Raw genomic sequence first — 23,251 nt, forward strand, 5'->3', positions numbered from 1 at the left:
TGTCAAATTTAAGAAAAATTTAAGTGGTTTGCGTAACCGGAATGGTGATTTTATGCTCATCTTTCCGTCACAATACCCTTAATTCAGTGTTTTTCTAACAAATTCTAATTAGTCATTATGAAAAAGACATTTGTTATGCTGAGCCTTGTGCTCAGCCTTTTAGTCGCTTTTAACGGGGTGGCTCAGGACGAAAAGCCGGGTAAAAATAAGGCTAAGAAAGAGCTAAATGACGCGGATAAAGCGGCTAAGAAAGCCGCCAAAGCCGAGAAGAAAGCGGCCAAGGAGGCAATCATGACCGACGATGAAAAGGCGGCCAAAAAAGCCGCCAAAGCAGAAAAGAAGGCCGCTAAAGAGGCTACCATGACAGACGCCGACAAAGCGGCTAAAGAAGCAAAGAAAGCTGAGAAGAAAGCGGCTAAAGAGGAAAAGAAATCAGCATCGACTGATGCCACAAAGCCTGCCGATGATGCCGCTAAACAAGCTGCTGTAGACGATCGGATGGCAAAGGCCAGGGCAGCCAAAGCCGCTAAAAAGGCCGCTACGGATGGAGCCGCTACAACTGATAACGCAACCGCCAAAGCGACGAAAAAGTCCGATGAGGTTGCTGGACTGAAAGACGATAAAATGAGCAAGTCGGCGAAGAAAAGTGCCGATGAAAAGGTCGCAAAGCTACCAAAAGAAGAAAAAGCGACCCCTGCTGACTACAAAGCTCCCGTCGACAAAGCCACGAAAGGGCCAGACGGATCAACCGTTTATATCGGCCCACGTGGTGGTAAGTATTACATTAACAAGAACGGTAACAAGACCTACCTGAGCAGTGTGAAAAACTGATCGGGACCGGATGTCTGTTGGCGTCTGGCCTGGATACTGCTCCCGGTCAGACTCCAGCAGATAGCCAGTTTTAGAACGTGTGCTGGTCTATATATGGATTAAACAACTGGTAAAACAATGACTTCGGACTATCTTGAAAGTGCACGAAAACAGTTTGAGTATTATAAAATGCTCGGTGAAAAAACATTTTCTCAGGTTTCGGATGAACAACTATTCTGGCAATATAACGATGCCAGCAATAGCATTGCTACCATTGTCAAACACCTTTGGGGCAATATGCTCTCCCGGTGGACCGATTTTCTGACAACGGATGGCGAGAAAGAGTGGCGGGACCGAGAGGCCGAGTTCGTTAACGATATTTCAACGAGAAAGGAACTGCTGACCAAGTGGAATGAGGGCTGGGACTGCCTACTGAATGCGCTTGGTTCCCTAACGAATGAGGACCTGGAAAAGGAAATCTATATTCGGAATATGGGCCATACGGTAACGGAAGCCATCAACAGGCAATTGGCCCATTACCCGTATCACATTGGCCAGATCGTTTTTATTGGTAAAATGGTTTGTGACGATAACTGGACATCCTTATCGATTCCTAAGGGTAATTCAAGCACTTATAACGCAGAAAAATTTGAGAAGCCTAAGCATAAAGAACACTTCACCAATGAATTTTTAAATATCCGGTCGGAGTAGTCAATTGAGTTGCTGGATGGTAAAATAATTCGGTAGTGTACTCATCATTGTTTTCGGCCATTCGATTGGAAAAACCAGGGTTTAAAAGGAATCTGCTCTAAAGATTGTTCTGCTGATAAGGCTCTTATTCCCATTTACCATGCGACTCATCCTGCTCAGCGTTTTACTTCTTTTCGCATCCTGCCGCCGTCCTTCCAAACAGTTGGCGGCTATGTTTACGCCAACAAACCAGCCCGAAATAGCTGATTATACCACTTACCTGAAGGCAGGTGACGAGCTTCTGGCCCTAGGTAACGGGCCATCCTGGTCATTGACCATTAACTCCTCGAAAAATACACTCCGTTTCAAATCAATAACTGGCGATAGCCTGAACATACCAGTACCCGAGCGTCAATCCGATTCCGATGGTTCTTTTCGATTTGATACGCCTGTTGAGTCGGGGCGCCTTAAAGTACTGTTCGCGCTCGATAGTTGCGTGGATAAACTGTCTGGACAACGATTCGACTACCGCGTTGAAGTCGATCTACGGGGTAAAAATTATTTGGGATGTGGTGTTTCTCTGCGTCGAGTCGCACTCCTACAGGATATTTGGGTGCTGACAGACTTACAGGGCCAGCCTGTTAAAACGAACAGCTCAAGAAGCGAGGCACCGCGCCTGGAAATTTCGCTCACCGAAGGGCGCGTAACGGGCACAACAGGCTGCAACCGGCTGAATGGGAGCGTACGGGCCGATAGCCGTCTGATTCGGTTCGGGCCGCTGGCAACAACCAAAATGGCCTGTGCTGGTGAAGGGAATACGACCGAGGCAAAATTCCTGACTACTCTGCTGCTGCCATTGGCGTATCAGGTTGGTGAAGGGAAGCTGATTTTACTGCAACAGGGAAAGCCGGTAGCCGTATTTAAAAAGGTTGATTAACGGTTCACTGATCGGTTAATTCGAGCGGAGATATCTACTACAGCGTTAGGTTTTTCGTTACTTTTGCTTCTTACTAAAAGACAATCGAATAATCGAATAAGTTAACCTTTGATTTTCCAGGACTTTCGCTCAGAGCCGTGCCACGGTTACTAATTGCGTTCATAATAACCGTGGCACGGCTCTGAGCGAAAGTCCTGGATTTTCTTTCAGGCTGTTTTTACCTAACCAATCTGCAAAAATCCCGAATCTCTATGAAAAACTTCCGGCTCCCCTCCCGCGCGTTGTTGCTGGCGGGCGTGCTGGCTGCTTCTGTGCCTGGTATGGCGCAAACGACAGCTAAGCGCAATATAGCCACCAAACCAGCAACGACTTCGGCTCAGGCACCTGTTGCCCTTAACCGGGTGCTGGTTTTCTCGAAAACGAAAGGCTACCGTCACGCATCAATTCCGGTCGGCAAGGTAGCTATTATGAAACTTGGTCAGGAAAACGGATTTGCTGTCGATACGACCGAAGATGCCAGCAAAATTAATGAAGCGAATCTGAAGCAATACAGTGCCGTCATTTGGCTGAGCACGACTGGTAACGTACTCGATGATGCCCAACAGGCGGCTTTTCAGCGTTACATCCAGGCAGGCGGAGGGTATGTTGGTATTCACGCAGCCGCCGATACAGAATATGACTGGCCGTGGTATAATCAGTTGGCAGGGGCCTATTTCCTGAGCCATCCGAAACAGCAAAACGCCGAAATTGAGATCGTAGACAAAAACCACCCATCAACGAAAATGCTGCCCGACCGCTGGAAACGGTGGGATGAGTGGTATAGCTACAAGAATATTCAGCCTGATTTGAAAGTACTGGGCAAACTGGACGAAAAAACCTACGAAGGTGGTAAGAATGGCGATAATCACCCATTTATCTGGCACCATGATTTCGATGGAGGGAAAGCTTTTTATACGGGTGGTGGGCATACGGATGAATCCTATAGTGATCCGCTGTTTTTGCAGCACATTCTTGGCGGTATCAAGTCGGTAATGGCCACTAGTCTCAAATTCGGTCAGGCAAAAACACAGCCTTATCCCGAAGAAAACCGCTTCGAACGGCAGGTACTGACGGCTAATCTCGATGAACCGACCGAACTGGTTGTGCTTGATAATGGTAAAGTTCTCTTTGCCGAACGCAAAGGGGCGCTGAAACTCTGGGACCCTCAGAAAAAGTCGGTTAAAGTAGTCGCTAACTTTCCGGTATTTACCAAGTTCGAATACGGTTTGATGGGCTTAAACATCGATCCGAATTTCAAACAGAACAAGTGGGTGTATGCCTACTATTCTCCGGTGACCGGAAAATCGGTTGCCGATACGGCCCAGCATTTGTCGCGCTTTGTTTACGATGACGTAAAAGATACGCTGCTGCTGAATACGGAGAAAGTATTACTGACCATTCCGGTAAAACGCGATGGCTGCTGCCATACGGGTGGCTCGATTGCCTGGGACCGGAAAGGTAACCTCTATCTGTCGGCGGGAGACGACACGAACCCGTTTAACTCCGATGGATACGCTCCCATTGATGAGCGGCCAGGTCGGAGCGGTTGGGATGCTCGTCTGACATCGAGTAATACCAATGATCTGCGGGGTAAAATCATGCGGATTCACCCCGAAGCTGATGGCACGTACACCATTCCTGAAGGCAACTTATTTCCGAAAGGAAACCCCAAGGCTCGCCCCGAAATCTACGTTATGGGCAACCGCAACCCGTACCGTATCTCGATCGATCAGCGGACGGGTTTTCTGTACTGGGGCGAAGTTGGCCCAGACGCCGGTAACAACAGTGAAAAGTACGGTCCTCGTGGTCACGACGAAATCAATCAGGCCCGTAAAGCAGGGTACTTCGGCTGGCCTTTATTTGTTGCCGACAACCGCCCTTACCACACACGTACCTTTGCCGACAGCACAGTAGGACCTCTTTTCGATCCGCTGAAACCCATCAACGATTCGCCTAACAACACCGGTCTGCGCGAGTTGCCACCTGCTCAAAAAGCATTTATCTACTACCCCTATGCTGATTCGCCGGAATTTGGTGAGATCGTCGGTAAGGGTGGCCGTAACGCCATGGGTGGCCCTGTTTATTACTACGACGACTATCCGGAAACGCCCGTAAAATTTCCCCGTGCCTATAACGGAAAATTCTTTGCCTACGACTGGATGCGTGACTGGATCAACCCCGTCACAATGAAAGAGAACGGCGATTTCGTGCAGATGGAGCGCTTTTTACCCAACACGAAATTCTCGCACGTCATTGATATGCAGTTCGCTAACGATGGGTCGCTGTACACGCTCGAATACGGCCAGCAGTGGTTTGCCGCCAATGCCGATGCCCGTTTGTCGCGTATCACCTACAATGCCGGTAATCGCAAACCGGTTGCTATGGCCAGTGCGAACAAACTGGTTGGAGCAGCTCCGCTGGTTGTGAAGTTCGACTCGAAAGGGTCGATGGATTACGACAACGATGCGCTCAAATACGAATGGTCGTTTGGAAATGGATTGCCCAAACAGACAACTGCCAATCCGACCGTGACCTTCAGTAAGCCCGGTACCTATACGGCCATGCTGAAAGTTACTGACGCAGCCGGAAACTCGGCTACAAAAGCAATGGATATTAAAGTGGGTAATGATGAACCCAAAGTTGAGGTTGCCGTTGCTGGGAACAGAACCTTCTATTTTCCCAATAAACCCGTCAAATATGCGGTAAAGGTTGTTGACAAGGAAGATGGTTCGCTTCAGAAAGGAATCAGCCCCGAAGACGTTACGGTAACGATCGATTACCTCGAAGGCTTTGATAAAACAATGCTCGCTCAGGGGCATCAAGCCAATACAGGTTCGGCTACCGGGAAGCGTTTACTTGAACTGAGCGATTGTAAAGCCTGCCATTCGATCGATAAAAAATCAATCGGACCTGCTTACATCGACGTTGCCAAAAAATACAAAGGTGGTTTTCAGGTCGAAGGAAAACTGGCCCGCAAAATCATCAGCGGTGGTGGCGGTGTGTGGGGTGAGCAATCAATGAGCGCGCACCCACAACTAAAAGAAAGCGAAGCCACCGATATGGTTCGTTATATTCTGTCACTGGCAAATGAGAAGCCTGCTAACCGGCAGCCACTCGCGGGCGATTACGTGCCTGCTCAGCAGAAAAAAGATGGCTCCTACGTACTTACAGCCAGCTATACCGACCGGGGCAATGGCGACATTGGTCCAAACACGGGCTCAACAACACTGGCGCTGCGGTCGCCCCTTGTGAAAGCGGTTTCGGCGGATGTAAAACAGAATATCTTTGAGTACGACATTCCAAAGCTGGGCCCAGCCGCCATTGGTACGCAATCGGGAAGCTTCCTGGCATTTAATGATGTTGATCTGACGGGTATTCAGGGGCTTACCCCAACCGTATTTGCTTCGAATGAGCAAGTTGTTGGTGGAAAACTGGAAGCCCGGCTGGATTCTCCTACTGGCACGTTATTGGGAGAAGCCGATGTTAAACAAGGAACAATGGGGCCTGTGAGTTTGCCATTCCGTCAACCGGTTCAGGGCGTTCACAAATTGTACCTGATTTTTGTAAACCCTGATGCTAAACAGAAACCGTTGTTTGCCGTAGATAAAGTACAATTCTCTACCCAGGGAATGTAACTACAATCTGTTTGAAAAAGGACATTACAACCTGTTTTGCACACGGCCCGCCAGAGCGGGCCGTGTTTTTTATGTGCTGTTTTGCCCGGCTATAGCTAACGATTCCCATATTCAGTGTCGTTTTTGAGCTGTTGCAATCTGATCAGTACCCGAAAATTATAGCTCTACTATTAAAGCAAAATTTGATCAGGTAAATGTTTACATTTTACCACAAAAATTAAGTAACTTGTGCCACTATAAATCGCCCTGATGAAAACGATTTATAAGGCTGGAAACGCTCCGTAAGGCACGTTAAAAAGTCGTTTAGTTTGCCCCCCAACAAATCCTGAATTTCTTATTTTGACTGCTTACGAAAAGCAGCCTGGCGCACTTATAGTATCACGTAGTTTCATCTATGGAAAAAATTGTTCGGGTCACAGACCCGGTGGTTTGCAAAACGCTTACTAAAATAGGGTGTGCCAAAGAGCTGGCGATTGATGCCAACTCTGCCTTTGATGAGTCAATAAAACAGTTTCTGCGCGATTGGATAGAAGATAATTCAGGTTTATCAACTGTCCAGAATCTGAACAACGAGACTAGTCTTGGGGAGTTCATCGAGAATGGTGCCCTTTATCAGTTCTTTAAACACACAAATAAGGCGTTGGAGCGTTTGCTGGAACAACCAGCTATTGCTCACCATTTACTCCGGCCCGTTACTGAAGTCTACTTTCAGGAGGATGCATATGAGCCTCTATTTGCCAAATTTGAGCAGCGAATCTACAATCTGGCCGTACAGCGCGAGCAAGCTGAAATACCATTTCGGTATAGCCCTCCAAGCCGGCAGGGAGTTTACGGCGACACGATCGGACTTGCGGAGATGCATCCAGATCAGAGAAGAGAAGATATTGGGGTCTATTTCGGAACCCGACGTTCTGATCAGACAGCGCTGACTATTCTGGCTCGACAACTTCGTAGCACCGTTTTGCCGACTTCATCGCTGCCGGTTCATGTTATTACGGAAGGATATATGGAGGACTCGCTTCGTATGGTTAAAAAGATGACCGAGCGACTACAGGATGACGAGGTCTCCGATCCGCACTGCTTCGTTATCCAACGACGTCATGCTGCCGACGACCGCCATCTGGGTGCTGCATTGCTGATTATGCATCCTCAACGACCTGACAGACCAGAGCGCATTATCTTTTGCGATACGCTGAATCCGTCGGGGATTCCTCCCTGGTGGAATTCGTTCAGGCGAAAAGTAGATGCGGTTTTCCCTCAGCCCGACGGAGTCGATCCGGTTTCGGCTATTTTGGAGGATGGTGGTGTTAAACTTCAGCGACTTCATGATGGTGTGCCTATACGGCACCAGGACATTGATTGCGCTTTTTATACGACCTCTATGGTTCGTGCACTAATTCAGATCGCTCAATCCAGGCCAGAGGTAATTTTAGAAGACCCTATAGAGGTTGTGGTAAGCCAAATGACGTCCCGAATGACTGACTATTATGCAGCGGCAAACCAGTCTAAAGAGCAGGAAGCTGTTCGGGAAGTTAATGTTCACTGCCGCTGGGAGACAGGCCGGGAAGCGTTGACCAATATTTTGCTAAGCAGGCTGGCTGAATCGCCCCCGCATCAACCCTATGTTGCTGAGTTGACATTGAATTCCTGAGGGTGTTTTTCTGCCACTTACCTACATTCAATAACTCGTACACTTGTAAGCCGTGATCGAGCACTGTAAATGCTTGATCACGGCTTACAAGTGTACCCAAAAGTCTCCTGGAATAGTTCTTCCACTAGTTATTCGTCGATCGCTACCAGTTATAAACCCGGGATTGATTGTCAGGAGTTTATCGGTCAATTTGCCAGGCAAAATAATGGCCTGCCTCCTGGCTGTTTAATTCAGTCTAAACCATGTATCTCTTTTGGATTTTATGGAGTATCGACGCAATAATCTCTCTGGTTTTTGTCTACTTCTTTTTTGTTGGCCTGGCCGACGGTACGATTTCATCGTATAATGCGGGAACCTGGGTTTTGATTCTAAGCGGCTTGGCATCGCTTCTGATTGGCAGCTATTGGCTACAGGTCCAGGACTATGGTGTTCTGGCCAAGATTATTCTGTTGCTACCAGCGGTGCCGTGTTTGTTATATGGCCTGTTCCTGCTTTTGATGTTGAACTCAAAAGCGAGATGGAATTGATGGCATTTTGCTTGGCTACAACACCTGAAAATTACCCCAATCGATTTGCTTTCCACTGGCTTTTTTTCGTGCCAGTTGCCGTACCGTTTGGCATTGACAGAGTTGCTTTGGGCTTCGTATTTTCCAGCAGGTAGGCGGCAAGAACAGCTGCCAATGTAGATTCGGTTGAATTAGCCGGTGACGCAAGTTTCTCCGGTGTGAAATACTTACTCACAAAGCCCGTATCGAACTGGCCGGACCGGAACGCTTCGTGTTCCATCACAAACCGACCGAAAGGCAGCGTTGTCTGAACGCCCGAAATCTGGTATTCATCGATGGCCCGGATCATTTTCTGGATGGCTTCGTCGCGCGAGTCGCCGTAGGTAATGAGTTTGGCAATCATCGGGTCGTAATAAATAGGAATGGCCATGCCCTGTTCGAAGCCATCGTCTACCCGAACGCCATTGCCCTGTGGCCGAATGTACGTATCGAGCGTACCCACGTCAGGCAGGAAGTTATTGGCCGGGTCTTCGGCATAAACGCGTACTTCGACCGCATGGCCTTTAATCTGCAGGTCTTCCTGGCGGATGGTCAGCGGTTTGCCCTCAGCAATATAAATCATCTGCTTCACCAGATCGACACCTGTGATGAGTTCCGTAACGGGATGCTCCACCTGAAGGCGCGTGTTCATCTCCAGAAAATAGAAATCGAGCGAATCATTCACGATGAACTCGACGGTTCCGGCGCCGTAATAACCACAGGCACGGGCTACGTCGACAGCGGCCTGGCCCATTGCGTTACGGATTTCGGGCGTTAGAATAGCCGAAGGTGCTTCTTCTACCACTTTCTGATGACGGCGCTGCACCGAACATTCGCGCTCAAAGAGGTGAATGATATTCCCATGCTGATCGCCCAATACCTGAATTTCGACGTGCCGGGGCGAAGTGACGTATTTCTCAATGAATACCGATCCATCGCCAAAGGCCGACAGGGCTTCACTAACCGCACGGTCCATCTGCTCATCGAAGTCGGCCTCGCATTCGACCACACGCATGCCTTTTCCGCCCCCGCCTGCACTGGCTTTAATAAGAACCGGATAGCCAATTTGAGCGGAGATTACTTTGGCCTCATCGCGGTCGGTAATGGCCGACGGGGTTCCCGGAACCATAGGAATATTATAATGGGCTACAGCGGCTTTGGCTGCCAGTTTACTACCCATAACCTCAATACTTTCGGGCGAAGGCCCAATAAAAAGTAACCCTGCATCGCGGACTATCCGGGAAAAATTCGCATTTTCGGATAAGAAACCGTAGCCGGGGTGAATGGCGTCTACGTTTAGTTTCCGGCAAACCTCAATAATCGTATCCGCCTTCAGATAGGATTCGGATGAGGGGGCCGGACCTACACAAACCGCTTCGTCGGCATAGCGGACATGCAGGGCATTTCTGTCGGCTTCGGAGTAAATGGCTACCGTTTGAATGCCCATTTCCCGGGCTGTACGCATGATTCGTAGGGCAATTTCACCCCGGTTGGCCACTAGAATTTTCTGGATGGTAGGCATAAAGGATGTAGGGTAATGGAGTCTGGACGATGGATTTTTGGCTGTAATTGATTGGCTACAATACAGCGTCTATTGTCCAGGATCTTCCCAAATTAAAGCAATTGTAACAAAACGATTATAAAACTGAATTTTCGGGGATGAATTTGTACTCCCAAAAGTTAAGCGTATTTTTGCACTTACCGCGTAAAAAAGAAGGGATTAGCCCATTAAACAATAAAAAAAAGTGGATTTATTTGAGAAACTGCGCACCAATCTAGGCCCAATCGGCTCGCCATCCCGCGAGTTCAATGGCCACCATTATTTCGCGTTCCCCAAACTTGAAGGCGAACTTGGTCCCCATATGCGCTTCCAGGGCAAGGATATGCTCAACTGGAGCCTGAACAACTACCTGGGGCTGGCTAACCACCCCGAGGTTCGTAAGGCCGATGCGGAAGCTGCTGAAAAATGGGGGTTGGCTTACCCGATGGGTGCCCGGATGATGTCGGGTAACAGCGATCTCCACGAACAGTTCGAAAAAGAACTGGCCCAGTTTGTTGGAAAAGAAGATTCGTTCCTGCTTAACTACGGTTATCAGGGAGTTATGTCGGCTATTGAAGCTGTTGTTGATCACCGCGACGTGATCGTTTACGACGCCGAGTGCCATGCTTGCCTCATTGATGGTATCCGGCTTCACAAAGCCAAGATGGGCGAGTATTACAAGTTTAACCATAATGACATGGCCAGCCTGGAGAAAAACCTCCAGCGGGCTACCAAAAAAGCGGCTGAGAAAGGCGGCAGTATTCTGGTCATCACGGAAGGCGTGTTCGGTATGTCGGGTAAAGTGGGTAGCCTTGACAAGATTGTAGCACTCAAAAAATCGTATAATTTCCGTTTGCTGGTCGACGATGCGCACGGCTTCGGTACGATGGGTGCAACCGGCGCGGGCGTTGGCGAAATGCTCGACTGCCAGGATGGTATCGATCTGTACTTTTCGACGTTCGCGAAATCGATGGCGGCTATTGGCGCGTTCATCGCGGGCGATCACGACATCATCATGTACCTCAAGTACAACATGCGGTCGCAGACGTACGCCAAAGCCTTACCGATGCCTTATGTGGTGGGTGGTCTGAAACGACTCGAAATGATCCGGAACTCGTCGGAGTTCCGCGAAAAGCTCTGGACAAATGTGCGGGCGTTACAAAACGGTCTGCGCGAACGTGGGTTCGACATTGGCGATACGCAATCGCCGGTAACCCCCGTGTTGTTACAGAATGTGAAGGGAGGGATTCCTGAAATTACCGCTCTGATCCGTGACTTGCGGGAGAATCATGGGATCTTCTGCTCAATTGTTGTTTATCCGGTAGTGCCGAAAGAGATCGTTATGCTACGCATCATTCCGACGGCTGCCCATACGCTCGACGATGTACAGTATACGCTCGAAGCCTTCTCGGCAGTAGCTGAAAAGCTGGCTAAAGGCGAATACCAGCAAAAAACGACCCAAATTGCTCCAGAAACCCTGGAAGTATCGGCTGAAGCAGCCACTGAGTAGGGTTTTCGTCAAAAAGTTGCATTTTTTTGTTATTTTTTTGGCTAAGCTATTGCGCTGTATGGGAGAATGACTAAATTTCAGCCGAAAACCGCGTTTTTAGCGGAATTTGGGCATTTTTCACACTTAAACCCATACATATCGATATGGCTCGCTTCGATGAAGTAAAAAATCTGGTTATGTCGCTGGAAGGCGATTTTGAAAAGTTCTACGAGAAGAATAACCAGGCTGCCGGTACTCGTGTTCGGAAAGGGATGCAGGATTTGAAGACGCTGGCGCAAGCCATTCGTTCGGAAGTTCAGGACACCAAGAACAATGCTGAAAAAGCATAGTCGGGTCTCTTTGCGAACATAAAACTCCCTCGTCAGGCATGGATCTGGCGAGGGAGTTTTGTTTGATCGATCACTACAAGATTTTTTCGCGGTGCATCAGGGTCGCGATTCCGCGGATCGTCACTTTTTTGGTCTGAACATCGCGAATCTCACCTAAAATCTGGGCTGTATGTTTGGCTGCATCAATCGCCTGTACCGTAAATGTGGCTTCGTAGTCGGTATCAACGAACATAGGACGCAGAAACTCCAGGGTCTGGCTCAGATAGACCGATCCATAGCCCGGAAATTCGGTGCCGAGTACTTTGGTGAATACACTTGCTCCGAGCATACCATGAATAATGGGCCGTTTGAAAGGCGTTGTCGCGGCAAAGTCAGCGTCGAGGTGAAGCGGATTATTATCGCCCGTAACTCGGGCAAAATCAACTACCTCGGCTTGCGAAAACCGGAAAGCATACTGATGAACGGCGTTTAGTGCGAATTCTGGAATCATAATGAGTAATGAATATGAGACTTTGGCTAGTAGCCGTGCCACGGTTGCAAGTGATGCGCAAACAAACCACCGTCCGCGGTTGCGGTGGCACGGCTACTAGCCAAAGTCCTGGAATAATGAACAAAAGTCGGTAAAATTCGGGATGTACCTCTAAATCATTCACCATTTATCATTCATTATTCTCCCGTACCTTCGCGGATAATTATGCTTAAAAATCTGTTTTCCCTCGATACATCCCAGACGAAGCGTGTATTTGGGTTAGATGTCATGCGGGCCATTGCGATCCTGGTTGTAGTCGACGCCCATGCGCGGGTGGCTCTGGGTGACTACTATAGTGGCGCATTCTGGCACCAACTTATCCCCGATGGCGTTGAGCTTTTCTTTGTATTAAGCGGCTTTTTAATCGGCGGTATTCTGATTCGATCCTACGAAAAAAAAGGCCGTTTCGATGGTGATCTGCTCCTTAATTTTTGGACGCGCCGGTGGTTTCGTACCTTACCCAATTACTACCTGGTTCTGGGTGGGTTAATTGCTATTACGCTGCTGCGCGCGTGGCGCAGTGGCCTACACCATACATTGCCCGCCAAAGGGATACTGATCAAGTATTTCTTCTTCCTTCAAAATTTTGCCAGTTTCGTTCCTGATTTTTTCCCTGAAACATGGAGTCTGGCCATTGAAGAGTGGTCCTATATCACTTTGCCGCTGGTATTGTGGATCATGCACCTGGTGTTGCCTGCCCGTTGGCCACGTCAGCGCATTGTGCTGGCAACGATCCTGTTTGTGATAGTCGGAACAAATCTGTATCGCTTCATTACGGCATTGCAGGTGCCTATTTCGGCAGGTGAACTGGGCTATCGGGGCATCGTTCTGGCCCGGCTGGATGCGATCTCATACGGTGTACTGGCCGCTTATGCCAAGCAGTATTTTCCAACTCAGTGGACTAGTCAGCAAGTCCGGCAACGACTGCTTATCGTCGGCATTATTTTGACGGTGCTGGCCGCTTTTTCAGCGTCTATCTATATTCTGCGGTTCTATGTTGTATCGGGCATTTACCCTGCCTACGTTTTCTACAAGCGAACATTTTATTTCCCATTCATTGGGCTGAGTATGGCTCTGGTAATGCCGTATATGGATGGATGGCGGATGGCTGGTGGTGGCTGGGCGCGTTTCGGCATTGCTCGTGCCATTACGCACATTAGCCTGATTTCGTATTCCATGTATCTGCTGAATCTGACGCCCATTATGATGACGGTAATTGAGCATTTCCCAACTACGTCACTTACTGTCGGCTGGTTGAAAGTGGCAATTTTCTGGGTACTGGTCGTGGGATTATCGACGCTGTTGTTCAAGTATTTTGAAAAACCCGTCACCGAGCTACGCGATCGGATATCGAAGAAAGAACCTACTTTGTTGACTGAGCGAAAAGGAGAACGGGTAAATGAGTGAGTTACCTCCTGCCATTTTTAGCTCGTATGATCGCTGACTATAATCCAGCGTTTTTTGATTTTACGCCATAGTAATGTAAAATGACCGCCCTTGTCGCCGATCTTAGGCCGGTTTAGGTGCCAGCGGCCAATGACGTAAGCAACGTTGGGGGCCGGAAAATCCATTTGCAGGATGTCGAACTTAAGTGTTCCCATTGAGTCCCGGTCAGGATAACGTTTTTTATAATTGGCCAGCGTAGCCGTATAGCCATAAGTGATGCCTGTTTGGCTGACAAAAGTAAGCGAGTCAGAAGGCCAGTAGGCGCTCATAAACCGATCAATGCGTCCGGCATTCCAGTCATTGGTCTGTTGCTTAAGCGCCAGTAGAATCGCTCTCCGGTCGGTAGCCTGTTGACTGAAAGCGGGTAACGTGACTAAACTGAGTAAGGTAAGAATGAAGAATTGCTTTATCGTTGACTGCATTTTTCGCAAGACCTGAGCAGGAGAGTAGTAAATAGAAAGACTACGATTTATCATAATTGATCGTTGAGTAGAATTTATTCAATCATAATACCTTACACTTTGTTTATTGTTTATTTCTAGGTCATGCGATTACAGGACAAAGTTGCTATTATCACGGGCGGGGCTCGGGGTATTGGCCAGGGAGCTGTTGACTTATTCTGCCGTGAAGGAGCCACCGTCATTATCTGGGACTTGCTCGACGAAGGCGAGGTAACAGCCCAATCGATGCAAAATCAGGGTTTTCGTGCTGATTTTATGAAAGTCAGCACGACCGATGTACCCGGTATTGAAGCGGCTGCCCGTGAGGTATTTGACCGATATGGCCGCATCGACATTCTAATCAATAATGCCGGTATTACGCGCGACAAAACCCTGCTCAAAATGTCATTTGCTGAATGGCAACAGGTTATTGATGTGAATCTGACGGGTGTATTCAATTGTACGAAAGTCATTGCGCCCTATATGGTCGAGCAGCAATATGGTCGGATCATCTGCACATCGTCTATAAACGGCGTTCACGGAGCTTTTGGCCAGACGAACTATGCGGCTGCCAAAGCCGGAATTATTGGTATGGTTCGGTCGTGGGCGAAAGAACTCGGCCCGAAAGGCATCACGGCCAATGCCGTTGCGCCGGGCTACATCCGAACACCGATGACAGAGGCCATGCCAGAAGAGGTTAAAAAACAGGCTGTGTCCACAATTCCTGTTCGGCGTATCGGTGAACCACAGGATATTGCCTATGCTTATTTGTATCTGGCATCAGACGAAGCTTCATTTGTGAATGGGCATGTTCTGGCCGTTAATGGTGGGCAAGCTCTGTAAGACCGAATCCTACAAACTGATTACCTTTACGGAAGGATTCAGCATGACGCACCTATGAACCGAATCAGAAAATTCTACAGGGAGTATAAGCCATATATTTTTTCGGATGGCTGGTACTATGTGTTTATTATCGTTTTTATTCTCATACTTTTTATTTTCTTTTCCTGAGTGGCCACTTTATCGTCCGTTCTGGCCATCATAAACCCGCTGTCGGGCACAACGACTGCCGAGCAGAAAGCCTTATTGCGTGATGCCTTTCTGCGTAAGGCCAAGGCACTCGGTTATGCTCCCGAAGTTGCCATGACCGCCCATGCTGGTCATGCAACGGAATTGGCAGCCGACGCCGTTCTGCGGGGTTTTAGCCGGGTATTAGCCATTGGCGGAGATGGTACAATTAATGAAACGGCGCAGGCATTACGTCGATCAGCCACCGCGCTTGGTATTGTGCCGATCGGGTCGGGAAATGGACTGGCTCGACATCTGGGCGTTCCACTCAATCCGATGAAAGCCGTTGAGCGAGCCTTGCACGGCAGACCCGTAGTGATTGATAGTGCCGAAATCAACGAGCATCCATTTTTCTGTACCGCCGGATTGGGCTTCGAGGCTCATGTTGCCCATGCGTTTGCACAGCAGGCCGTTCGTGGTCTGCCTACCTATATGCGAACCGCATTTCGGGCATTCTGGGCTTATAAACCGACACGATTTTTACTCGATGGTCAGGAAAAAGAACTGTTTTCGCTTACGTTTGCCAATGCCGGTCAGTTTGGTAACAATGCCTGGATGGCACCCAAAGCCAATATTGCCGATGGGCGGCTGGAACAATGTGAAATACGGCCTTTCCCGGCACAGGCTACCGGTATTTTAACCTGGCGACTTTTTAATAAAACAATCGATCAATCAGCCTATTGGCGCGGCCGATCCATTACGAAAGCTATTGTTCAGGCCGAAGGGCCGTTGCTTATTCATGCCGATGGCGAACCGTTGACATTGCCCGACGGGAAGGCCGAGGTTCGAATAGTACCCGGGAGTTTATTGGTGCTGTTATGATTATATTCTATGGCCAGATCAACCCGTAAACTAGTCGTTACGCTCGATACATATCTGAGTATTCTGGCGGTTATTTCCAGCTTTTGTGCCATCGGTATCACCTTCTATCAGGCTTACCTGCAACGGACTGAACACTATGCATCGGTGATGCCGATTATGGATAGCTATCTCAACAACGGCGGTGATGATAAATCCTGGCATCTGGCTTTTGTATTTGTCAACAATGGTGTCGGACCTGCTATTATCGAGAAAACTGAGCTTACCTATAAAGGTAAACCGTTTCATGACATGCGGGAGATAACCAATGCCATTGTCGAGGAAAAGTTAAAGAGGGGCCAGGCCAAAGCATCGGATTTTACCGGTTTTGTGATGACAAAGAGCGATTTTTGGCCGACACGAGTCATTACAGCGGGGCAGGTTGTGGAGCTTTGTTCTATTGATCATAAATACGCAGCCCGTTGGGTTGATGAAGCGATTGGAAGAGGAGAAATTCGCATAAAAATCGGGTATAAATCGATCTATGGCGAACAGTGGCGTTTCGATTCAACTCCCCGGCGAATCGAACTTCGAAACGTTAAAGTTGATGAGTAGACGATTAAAAACAGCTAATCTGACTGCCAATTAAAAACGATAACAAATTCATTGGCGCAACATAACGCTGAAAGCCCGATATTTGCCCCTCCAAAACTATCCTGATGGCGGACAGGCAGACCTAATAGCGGTTCAGTGTCCGGTGTCCAATGTCTAAATGTCTCAGAAAAAAGTAGTTCTTGCCTTCAGCGGAGGCCTCGATACCTCCTTTTGCGTTAAATATTTGTCCGAAGACCGGGACATGGAAGTTCATTCCGTACTGGTCGATACGGGCGGCTTTTCGGATGCCGAAATCAAGGCTATCGAAGAGCGTGCCTACTCATTAGGTGTAAAATCTCACGCGACTATATCAAAAACAGATGACTACTATCAGCAATGTCTGAAGTTTCTGGTATTTGGTAACGTGCTGAAAAACAATACCTACCCGCTAAGCGTAAGTGCCGAACGGATTTTCCAGGCTATAGCAGCAGCTGAGTACGCTCGGGAAATTAGTGCAACCGCCATTGCTCATGGTTCGACCGGAGCAGGTAATGATCAGGTGCGCTTCGATATGGCATTCCGGATCATAATTCCCGATGCCGAAATCATCACGCCCATCCGCGACCTGCGCTTATCACGCGAAGCCGAAATTGAGTACCTGAAAGCAAAAGGTGTTGTTCAGGAATGGCATAAAGCAGCTTATTCGATCAACAAAGGATTGTGGGGTACATCGGTTGGCGGCAAAGAAACGCTTACATCGGATCAATTCCTGCCCGAATCAGCCTGGCCTACACAGGTTTCAAAAACGGAGCCCGAAACCATTACGCTGACCTTTCAGCATGGTGAAATCAAGGCAATCGCCGGGTCGACGATCGGCGACGAAACGTTTGCCAATCCCGTCGATGCGATCCGTAAACTGACGGAGCTGGCAGGGCCTTTTGGCATTGGCCGCGATATTCACGTTGGCGACACCATCATTGGTATCAAAGGTCGTGTTGGTTTCGAAGCACCGGCTCCATTGATTTTAATCAAAGCGCACCACACGCTCGAAAAACACGTACTGGGTAAATGGCAGATGTACTGGAAAGAGCAACTGGCCAACTGGTATGGCACGATGCTTCATGAGGGGCAGTTTATGGACCCCGTTATGCGGAACATTGAAACCTTCCTGAGCGATACTCAGGGCCACGTATCAGGTAAAGTCCATGTGCAGCTGGCACCTTACCGTTTCCAGGTACTGGGTATCGAATCAGATTATGACCTCATGTCGTCGGTTTTCGGTAGTTACGGTGAAATGAATAACGCCTGGACGGGCGACGACGTGCGGGGCTTCTCGAAAGTAGCTTCGAATCAGGTCATGATTTACGAGAAAATCCGTGAACATAATTCTTGACGCCAGCCCGCTGGGTATTGGGTTTTATCACCGGCAGGCTCGAACCGGCATCAGCCGCGTTGTTGAACAGTTAGTCGCTGGGCTGCAACAGGCTGATGGCGTTAACCTGCTGTTGGCTGCACCGACACATCTGGCCGAAACGATGCGCTATGCGCAAACGGCGTTTGGAAACCGGGTTCCGTCGTTTGCAAATGCCTCTGGCGAGCAGTCGCTGGCACGGTTTGAAAACAGCCTGCTGGAACCTTTCTCTCCCGATAGTAAACCGTCTAAAGCCATTCGGGAAATTGCTTATCGGACACGTCGCACCTTTGGGCGGGACGTGTCGCGTTTTTCCGTTGATAAGTTGCCCGCTCAATCCGTATACCACGCTACTTTTTTCCCGGTTCCCGAAGTTCTGCGCAAAAATCAGCGTATACCAGTCGTACAGAGCGTCTATGACATGATTCCGATTTTGCACCCGGAGTGGTTTACTTCCGGCGAACAAACCGTGAAGCAGGTGCTGGCGACGCTTCCGGCCGATGCCTGGGTAACGACCATTTCGCAGGCAACAAAAGACGACTTCTGCGAGCATACGGGTTTCGATTCTAAGCGAGTCGTTCCGATTTTGCTGGCGGCTTCACCAGCGCTGTTTTATCCCGCTGTTGACGAAGATCGCAAACGGGCTGTGCGGCAAAAGTTAGGCATTGGCGATGAACCCTATTTGCTGAGCCTGGCAACGCTGGAGCCGCGCAAGAATATTGCCCATCTCATTCGATGTTTTGGTCAACTGGTCGATGGAGGAGAGCTGCCCGCTGATGTACGACTGGTATTGGTCGGTACCAAAGGCTGGAAGTTTGATGAGATTATGGCAGAAGCCAGTAAAAACCCAGCGTTAGCATCCCGGCTGATCTTTACGGGTTTTGTACAGGACGAAGAGCTGGCCCCCCTCTATGGAGGAGCAACGGCATTCGTTTATCCTTCTTTATACGAAGGCTTTGGCCTGCCACCGTTAGAAGCTATGCAATGCGGCTTGCCGGTCATTACGTCCGATATACCGGCCATTACGGAAGTTGTCGGCGATGCCGCTATTCGCGTTTCGCCAACCGATACCGATGCGCTTTGCCAGGCTATAACTTCAGTGGTAAAGTCGCCGTCGATCCAGGCAGAGTTGAGGGCAAAAGGGTTAAAACAGGCAACCTTGTTTTCATGGGACAAATTCACCGCAGAACACGTTGTCTTATACAAACGTATTCTTGGCTAATGGATTAGTCGGGAAAACGATTCTTCTTTTGAGTGGTGTATGACTCGACGCTAAAGACAAGAGTCAGGAAAACAATTGAACTACGGGTTGGAAGACGCATTGACCGACCCCTCAAGATAGTATGGAACTGAATGTTGGTATCATTGGTGGAGCTGGCTACACGGGTGGCGAATTGCTTCGAATTCTAATTAATCACCCATTTGTTAACGTAGCTTTTGTGCATAGCAAAAGCCAGGCGGGAAAACCCGTTTGGGTAACGCACACCGATCTGCTGGGTGATACAGACCTGACGTTTTCGGGAGAAGAACCTGCGGTTCTGTTGGCTCAGGACGGGCTGGACGCTGTTTTTCTATGCTCAGGGCATGGCGCATCCGCTACGTTCATGGCCGAAAATGAAATTTCAGACGACATTACCGTAATCGATCTTAGCACCGATTTTCGCGATGAGCACGATGATTTCGTTTATGGCTTGCCCGAACTTCAGCGCGAACGGATTCAGGAAGCTACACGTGTTGCTAATCCAGGTTGTTTCGCAACCAGTATACAACTGGCCCTGCTGCCATTGGCCAAAGCGAATCTTTTGCTGAATGATATTCAGGTTAGTGCCATTACGGGCAGCACCGGTGCAGGGCAGGCTCTCGTACCTACCACGGGCTTTACGTGGCGCAATAATAACATCTCGATTTATAAGGCATTTACGCATCAGCACCTGACCGAAATCCGTCAGAGTTTAACAACACTCGACCCGGCTTTTAACCACGCGATCAATTTCATACCCTACCGGGGCGACTTTACACGCGGAATCATGGCCAATGTCTATACACCGTTTGCGGGTACGATGGATGAAGCTAAAGCGTTGTATAAGACTTACTATGCCAATCACCCATTCACACACGTAAGCGATTCGCCGGTCGATGTAAAGCAGGTGGTGAATACGAATAAATGCTTTCTGCATCTCGAACTCCACGACGGGCAATTATTGATCACAAGTGTCATTGATAACCTGACCAAAGGGGCGGCTGGTCAGGCTGTTCAGAATCTGAACCTGGTTTTTGGCTTACCCGAAGACACGGGGCTACGATTGAAATCCGTAGCGTTTTAGGACGCGAATCGTATCAGGTTACCCGGTCATATTGGCTGAACTTATATGCAATTCTTGCTGGTAAGAGCTTTATTGATAGCTACTTTGGTTAGTTTGCTAGTGGCTTGTCGTTCAACTAAAGAACTTTATCCGCAAACAAAATCCGGGAGCGATTACTGCGCTCCCGCTTTGCAGTATACCTACAACCCGGCCGACTTTCCCCGGCCCGACATTGATTCTATTCTGCGGATCGATACCAGCCTAACCAACCGGTATACGCGACATGATTTGCTCATGGCTAATGCCACAGGCGTTTTGCCTTTATTGCGGGAACTGAATCAGTTAGATAAACGGGTGCTTACAACGGATGTACGCTTAGAGCAGGTTATAAAACGACAGCAAATTCAGCAGCGCTTATCGCTGGCATCGACGGAACTGTCGAGCGTTGCAGCCGAACTGGATTGTGAAGGCGAACGCGCCGATCAATTGGCTACTTACCTGGACCAGAAAGATACCCAGCGCATTCGCCGTTTGACAATTTTTTCGGTTGTTGTTGGTGCAATCACAACGGTAGCTACTGCACTCATTGAGGCCGATAACGCAACCAAAATTGTAGGCATATCGGGTGGCCTGGTCAGTGCTACAGCCGGTGGACTTGCTGCGTTTTCGTCTAACAAGACCGTTTACTTTGCGCATAAACGGAATCTGCTGGCTGACCTCTGGTACCAGCCTAAACAGTCGTCGGTTTATCCACCGCTCGTCTGGTATGTACTCAACGAAAAATCATTCAGCAATAGCGGTCAGACATCTATCAGTGACAATATACGCCAACGCTGGAAGGGTTATGTACTGACTGGGATAGCCAGCAGTCAACAGGAGTTATATTTTGGATCGGGCGGAAACTATCAGGCCGACGACCTGCATACACGGGCTAATATGCTTAATCAGCTCCAATCGTCAGTTCGGTCAATAAACCAGGATTTGCAGGGCTTAATGCTGAGTTTGGCGAATTGATCTCGCTGTAAACTCCGGCGGATTTGAGCCTCGCGGGCATTTCAATTTATGCAGCAATAGGCTCCTGGTATACTTTCATTAGCTGAGTGGCTGACAAAACAGGCATAGCGTAGGTAACACCGTTTAGGTTAGCAAATTCAACAAGAAAATTGCCATTGTCAAACGTCTCAACGATCGTTCCCAAACTGCCTTTTCGCAGTTTTTCGGCCGGAATATCAATGAGCAATACAACGACATCTAATAAAGCGGGCGAATCCATAATTTATTGCGCTAATCGTTTATATAACAACTGACTAATCGGGGAAACGATTCATTAAATATAATAATCCATGCTGTTCTAATTGTTGCTGTTCGCCCCTGGTGAGTCATTGTAAAGTCTACCGTATATAAATCACCTTGTTGATTTGGGCCAGCCGCTTGCACCTCGTTCAACAGTATTTCCGTTAAAATCGTCTCCTTAAGTAAGAAGTAATCGGTTGCAGTAAGTCCTAGAACTGATTTAAAAACGCGGGCCTTATGTTTTCCAGTATTATGGGTCTCAGATAAGCAGTAATCAACTAATTTCTGATTGTCAATATAGGCCTTTTCGGCAAAAGGTAGGAGCATGGGACAAATGTAATAAAACAACTATTGGTCACTCAATAGCCATACCACTCCCCCCACCACTTCTGTAAACTCCGGCGGATTTCGGCCTCGCGGGCATTCTGGCCGGGTTCGTAGAGTTTATGACCTTTCAAATCATCAGGCAAAAAGTTCTGCTGGGCAAAATTGCCTTCATGATTGTGTGAATACTGATAATCTTTGCCATAACCGATTTGCTTCATCAGTTTTGTGGGTGCATTGCGCAGGTGTAGAGGCACGGGCAGATGGGCGGTCTGTTCGGCCAGGGCAATGGCGTCGTCAATCGCTACATAGCTAGCATTGCTTTTGGGCGAGGTCGCCAGATACACGGCTACCTGCGACAGAATAATCCGGCCTTCGGGCATTCCTATCGCCCGAATCGCCTGTACGGCTTCCGAGGCCATTATCATGGCCGTAGGGTTCGCGTTTCCAATATCTTCCGATGCCAGAATCAGCATGCGCCGGGCAATGAAAATCGGATCTTCTCCGGCTATAATCATCCGGGCCATCCAGTAAAGAGCCGCATTGGGATCTGAACCACGCAACGACTTGATAAAAGCTGAAATGATGTCGTAATGCTGCTCGCCTGATTTATCATACCGGGCAATGTTCTGCTGGGCAACAGTTGTTACGCCTTCGTCAGTAATAACCAGCGGATCGGCTGAAATGTGGGCTGAAGCAACCAATTCCAGAAGGTTCAGCAGTTTACGCCCATCGCCACCCGACAGACGGAGTAAAGCGTCGTAGGATTCGACCGTAATCTGTTTCGATTTCAAGAATGCATCCTGCTCAATAGCCCGATCCACGACCTGAATCAATTCGTCGCGGCTAAGGGCTTCCAGAATGTAAACCTGGCAGCGCGACAATAAAGCACTGTTAACTTCAAATGAAGGGTTTTCGGTAGTTGCTCCAATGAGTGTAATCTGGCCTTTCTCAACGGCTCCCAGCAAAGCGTCCTGCTGACTTTTGTTGAACCGGTGAATCTCGTCGATAAAGACTACTGGTGGAAACATCCCCGACGGGCGGCTCAGCACATCCCGGATTTCCTTAACGCCCGAATTGATGGCGCTCAGGGCGATAAATGGTCGTTTAACGGCTTCGGCCAGTAATAGGGCCAGGGTCGTTTTCCCGACGCCAGGCGGGCCCCATAAGATCATGGATGGCAACCGTCCGGCATCGACCGCCCGACGCAGGGCGCCTGATGGGCCTATGAGCTTACGTTGACCAATAACTTCGTCGATGGTGCGGGGGCGAACCCGCTCGGGCAGTGGCGTTGAGTCCATATTCATCTGGCGAAGTTACATACAAAAAACGGTAGCCACTTGCGTAGCTACCGGGTTC

At 48.8% G+C, this 23,251-nt stretch carries 22 protein-coding genes; 16 read left to right on the forward strand and 6 right to left on the reverse strand.

Annotated features, from left to right (window positions below; translation table 11 throughout):
- The first annotated feature begins 117 nt into the window (after positions 1 to 117).
- From G8759_RS11170 to G8759_RS11195, 6 genes are all read left to right on the forward strand, one after another.
- Complete coding sequence (locus G8759_RS11170; RefSeq protein WP_167207939.1) at positions 118 to 831, forward strand: hypothetical protein; 714 nt, start codon at positions 118 to 120, stop codon at positions 829 to 831.
- A 117-nt stretch (positions 832 to 948) separates the two neighbouring features.
- Positions 949 to 1,521, forward strand: coding sequence for a DUF1572 domain-containing protein (locus G8759_RS11175; protein ID WP_167207941.1), 573 nt, complete (start codon positions 949 to 951; stop codon positions 1,519 to 1,521).
- Between the two features lie 139 nt (positions 1,522 to 1,660).
- Positions 1,661 to 2,437 carry an META domain-containing protein gene (locus G8759_RS11180; RefSeq protein ID WP_167207943.1) on the forward strand — a complete coding sequence of 259 codons (777 nt, stop codon included), beginning with the start codon at positions 1,661 to 1,663 and terminating at the stop codon, positions 2,435 to 2,437.
- 251 nt (positions 2,438 to 2,688) lie between these two features.
- Positions 2,689 to 6,111 (forward strand): ThuA domain-containing protein, encoded by a 3,423-nt coding sequence (locus tag G8759_RS11185; protein ID WP_167207945.1) that lies wholly within the window; start codon positions 2,689 to 2,691, stop codon positions 6,109 to 6,111.
- Positions 6,112 to 6,505: 394 nt separating this feature from the next.
- A complete protein-coding gene (locus G8759_RS11190) occupies positions 6,506 to 7,762 on the forward strand; it encodes a hypothetical protein (protein WP_197933118.1) in 1,257 nt (418 codons plus the stop codon).
- 242 nt (positions 7,763 to 8,004) lie between these two features.
- Entirely contained in the window at positions 8,005 to 8,289 is a 285-nt protein-coding gene (locus tag G8759_RS11195) for an osmoprotectant transporter permease (protein WP_167207947.1), read from the forward strand.
- 31 nt (positions 8,290 to 8,320) lie between these two features.
- Here G8759_RS11195 and accC read toward each other — a convergent pair whose 3' ends face one another.
- A complete protein-coding gene (gene accC, locus G8759_RS11200; RefSeq protein ID WP_167207949.1) occupies positions 8,321 to 9,829 on the reverse strand; it encodes an acetyl-CoA carboxylase biotin carboxylase subunit in 1,509 nt (502 codons plus the stop codon).
- Positions 9,830 to 10,052: 223 nt separating this feature from the next.
- On the opposite strand from accC, the gene G8759_RS11205 reads away from it, so the two are divergent.
- Both G8759_RS11205 and G8759_RS11210 read left to right on the forward strand, forming a co-directional pair.
- A complete protein-coding gene (locus G8759_RS11205) occupies positions 10,053 to 11,357 on the forward strand; it encodes an aminotransferase class I/II-fold pyridoxal phosphate-dependent enzyme (RefSeq protein ID WP_167207951.1) in 1,305 nt (434 codons plus the stop codon).
- Between the two features lie 143 nt (positions 11,358 to 11,500).
- Positions 11,501 to 11,686 (forward strand): histone H1, encoded by a 186-nt coding sequence (locus G8759_RS11210; RefSeq protein ID WP_162386436.1) that lies wholly within the window; start codon positions 11,501 to 11,503, stop codon positions 11,684 to 11,686.
- A gap of 73 nt (positions 11,687 to 11,759) precedes the next feature.
- Here the strand turns inward: G8759_RS11210 and G8759_RS11215 are convergent, their stop codons facing one another.
- Entirely contained in the window at positions 11,760 to 12,176 is a 417-nt protein-coding gene (locus G8759_RS11215) for a MaoC family dehydratase (RefSeq protein ID WP_167207953.1), read from the reverse strand.
- Between the two features lie 204 nt (positions 12,177 to 12,380).
- On the opposite strand from G8759_RS11215, the gene G8759_RS11220 reads away from it, so the two are divergent.
- Positions 12,381 to 13,622 carry an acyltransferase family protein gene (locus G8759_RS11220; RefSeq protein ID WP_167207956.1) on the forward strand — a complete coding sequence of 414 codons (1,242 nt, stop codon included), beginning with the start codon at positions 12,381 to 12,383 and terminating at the stop codon, positions 13,620 to 13,622.
- 17 nt (positions 13,623 to 13,639) lie between these two features.
- Here G8759_RS11220 and G8759_RS11225 read toward each other — a convergent pair whose 3' ends face one another.
- Positions 13,640 to 14,083 carry a YybH family protein gene (locus G8759_RS11225; protein WP_167218879.1) on the reverse strand — a complete coding sequence of 148 codons (444 nt, stop codon included), beginning with the start codon at positions 14,081 to 14,083 and terminating at the stop codon, positions 13,640 to 13,642.
- 123 nt (positions 14,084 to 14,206) lie between these two features.
- On the opposite strand from G8759_RS11225, the gene G8759_RS11230 reads away from it, so the two are divergent.
- The 7 genes from G8759_RS11230 (at position 14,207) to G8759_RS11260 (ending at position 21,289) form a co-directional block, all read left to right on the forward strand.
- On the forward strand, positions 14,207 to 14,944 hold the full coding sequence (locus G8759_RS11230) for a beta-ketoacyl-ACP reductase (protein WP_167207958.1): 738 nt from the start codon (positions 14,207 to 14,209) through the stop codon (positions 14,942 to 14,944).
- Between the two features lie 168 nt (positions 14,945 to 15,112).
- Positions 15,113 to 15,991 carry a diacylglycerol/lipid kinase family protein gene (locus G8759_RS11235; RefSeq protein ID WP_167207959.1) on the forward strand — a complete coding sequence of 293 codons (879 nt, stop codon included), beginning with the start codon at positions 15,113 to 15,115 and terminating at the stop codon, positions 15,989 to 15,991.
- Positions 15,992 to 16,000: 9 nt separating this feature from the next.
- Entirely contained in the window at positions 16,001 to 16,582 is a 582-nt protein-coding gene (locus G8759_RS11240) for a hypothetical protein (RefSeq protein WP_167207961.1), read from the forward strand.
- Between the two features lie 157 nt (positions 16,583 to 16,739).
- Positions 16,740 to 17,954 carry an argininosuccinate synthase gene (locus G8759_RS11245; RefSeq protein WP_167207963.1) on the forward strand — a complete coding sequence of 405 codons (1,215 nt, stop codon included), beginning with the start codon at positions 16,740 to 16,742 and terminating at the stop codon, positions 17,952 to 17,954.
- The gene (locus tag G8759_RS11250) at positions 17,938 to 19,194 is read left to right on the forward strand and encodes a glycosyltransferase family 4 protein (RefSeq protein WP_167207965.1); all 1,257 of its coding nucleotides are present in this window, start codon (positions 17,938 to 17,940) and stop codon (positions 19,192 to 19,194) included. Before G8759_RS11245 ends, G8759_RS11250 begins: the two co-directional genes overlap by 17 nt.
- A gap of 121 nt (positions 19,195 to 19,315) precedes the next feature.
- The gene (gene argC, locus G8759_RS11255) at positions 19,316 to 20,296 is read left to right on the forward strand and encodes an N-acetyl-gamma-glutamyl-phosphate reductase (RefSeq protein WP_167207967.1); all 981 of its coding nucleotides are present in this window, start codon (positions 19,316 to 19,318) and stop codon (positions 20,294 to 20,296) included.
- Positions 20,297 to 20,395: 99 nt separating this feature from the next.
- Positions 20,396 to 21,289, forward strand: a complete 894-nt coding sequence (locus tag G8759_RS11260) for a hypothetical protein (protein WP_232074211.1) — start codon at positions 20,396 to 20,398, stop codon at positions 21,287 to 21,289.
- A gap of 46 nt (positions 21,290 to 21,335) precedes the next feature.
- Here the strand turns inward: G8759_RS11260 and G8759_RS11265 are convergent, their stop codons facing one another.
- The 3 genes from G8759_RS11265 to G8759_RS11275 are packed head-to-tail and all read right to left on the reverse strand — an operon-like array spanning position 21,336 to position 23,199.
- Positions 21,336 to 21,548 (reverse strand): DUF4926 domain-containing protein, encoded by a 213-nt coding sequence (locus tag G8759_RS11265; protein WP_167207969.1) that lies wholly within the window; start codon positions 21,546 to 21,548, stop codon positions 21,336 to 21,338.
- A gap of 11 nt (positions 21,549 to 21,559) precedes the next feature.
- Positions 21,560 to 21,895, reverse strand: coding sequence for a DUF6883 domain-containing protein (locus G8759_RS11270; protein WP_167207972.1), 336 nt, complete (start codon positions 21,893 to 21,895; stop codon positions 21,560 to 21,562).
- Between the two features lie 32 nt (positions 21,896 to 21,927).
- Positions 21,928 to 23,199, reverse strand: a complete 1,272-nt coding sequence (locus G8759_RS11275; protein ID WP_167207974.1) for a replication-associated recombination protein A — start codon at positions 23,197 to 23,199, stop codon at positions 21,928 to 21,930.
- Between the last annotated feature and the right edge of the window lie 52 nt (positions 23,200 to 23,251).

The organism is Spirosoma aureum (genome assembly GCF_011604685.1).
GTDB lineage: Bacteria > Bacteroidota > Bacteroidia > Cytophagales > Spirosomataceae > Spirosoma > Spirosoma aureum.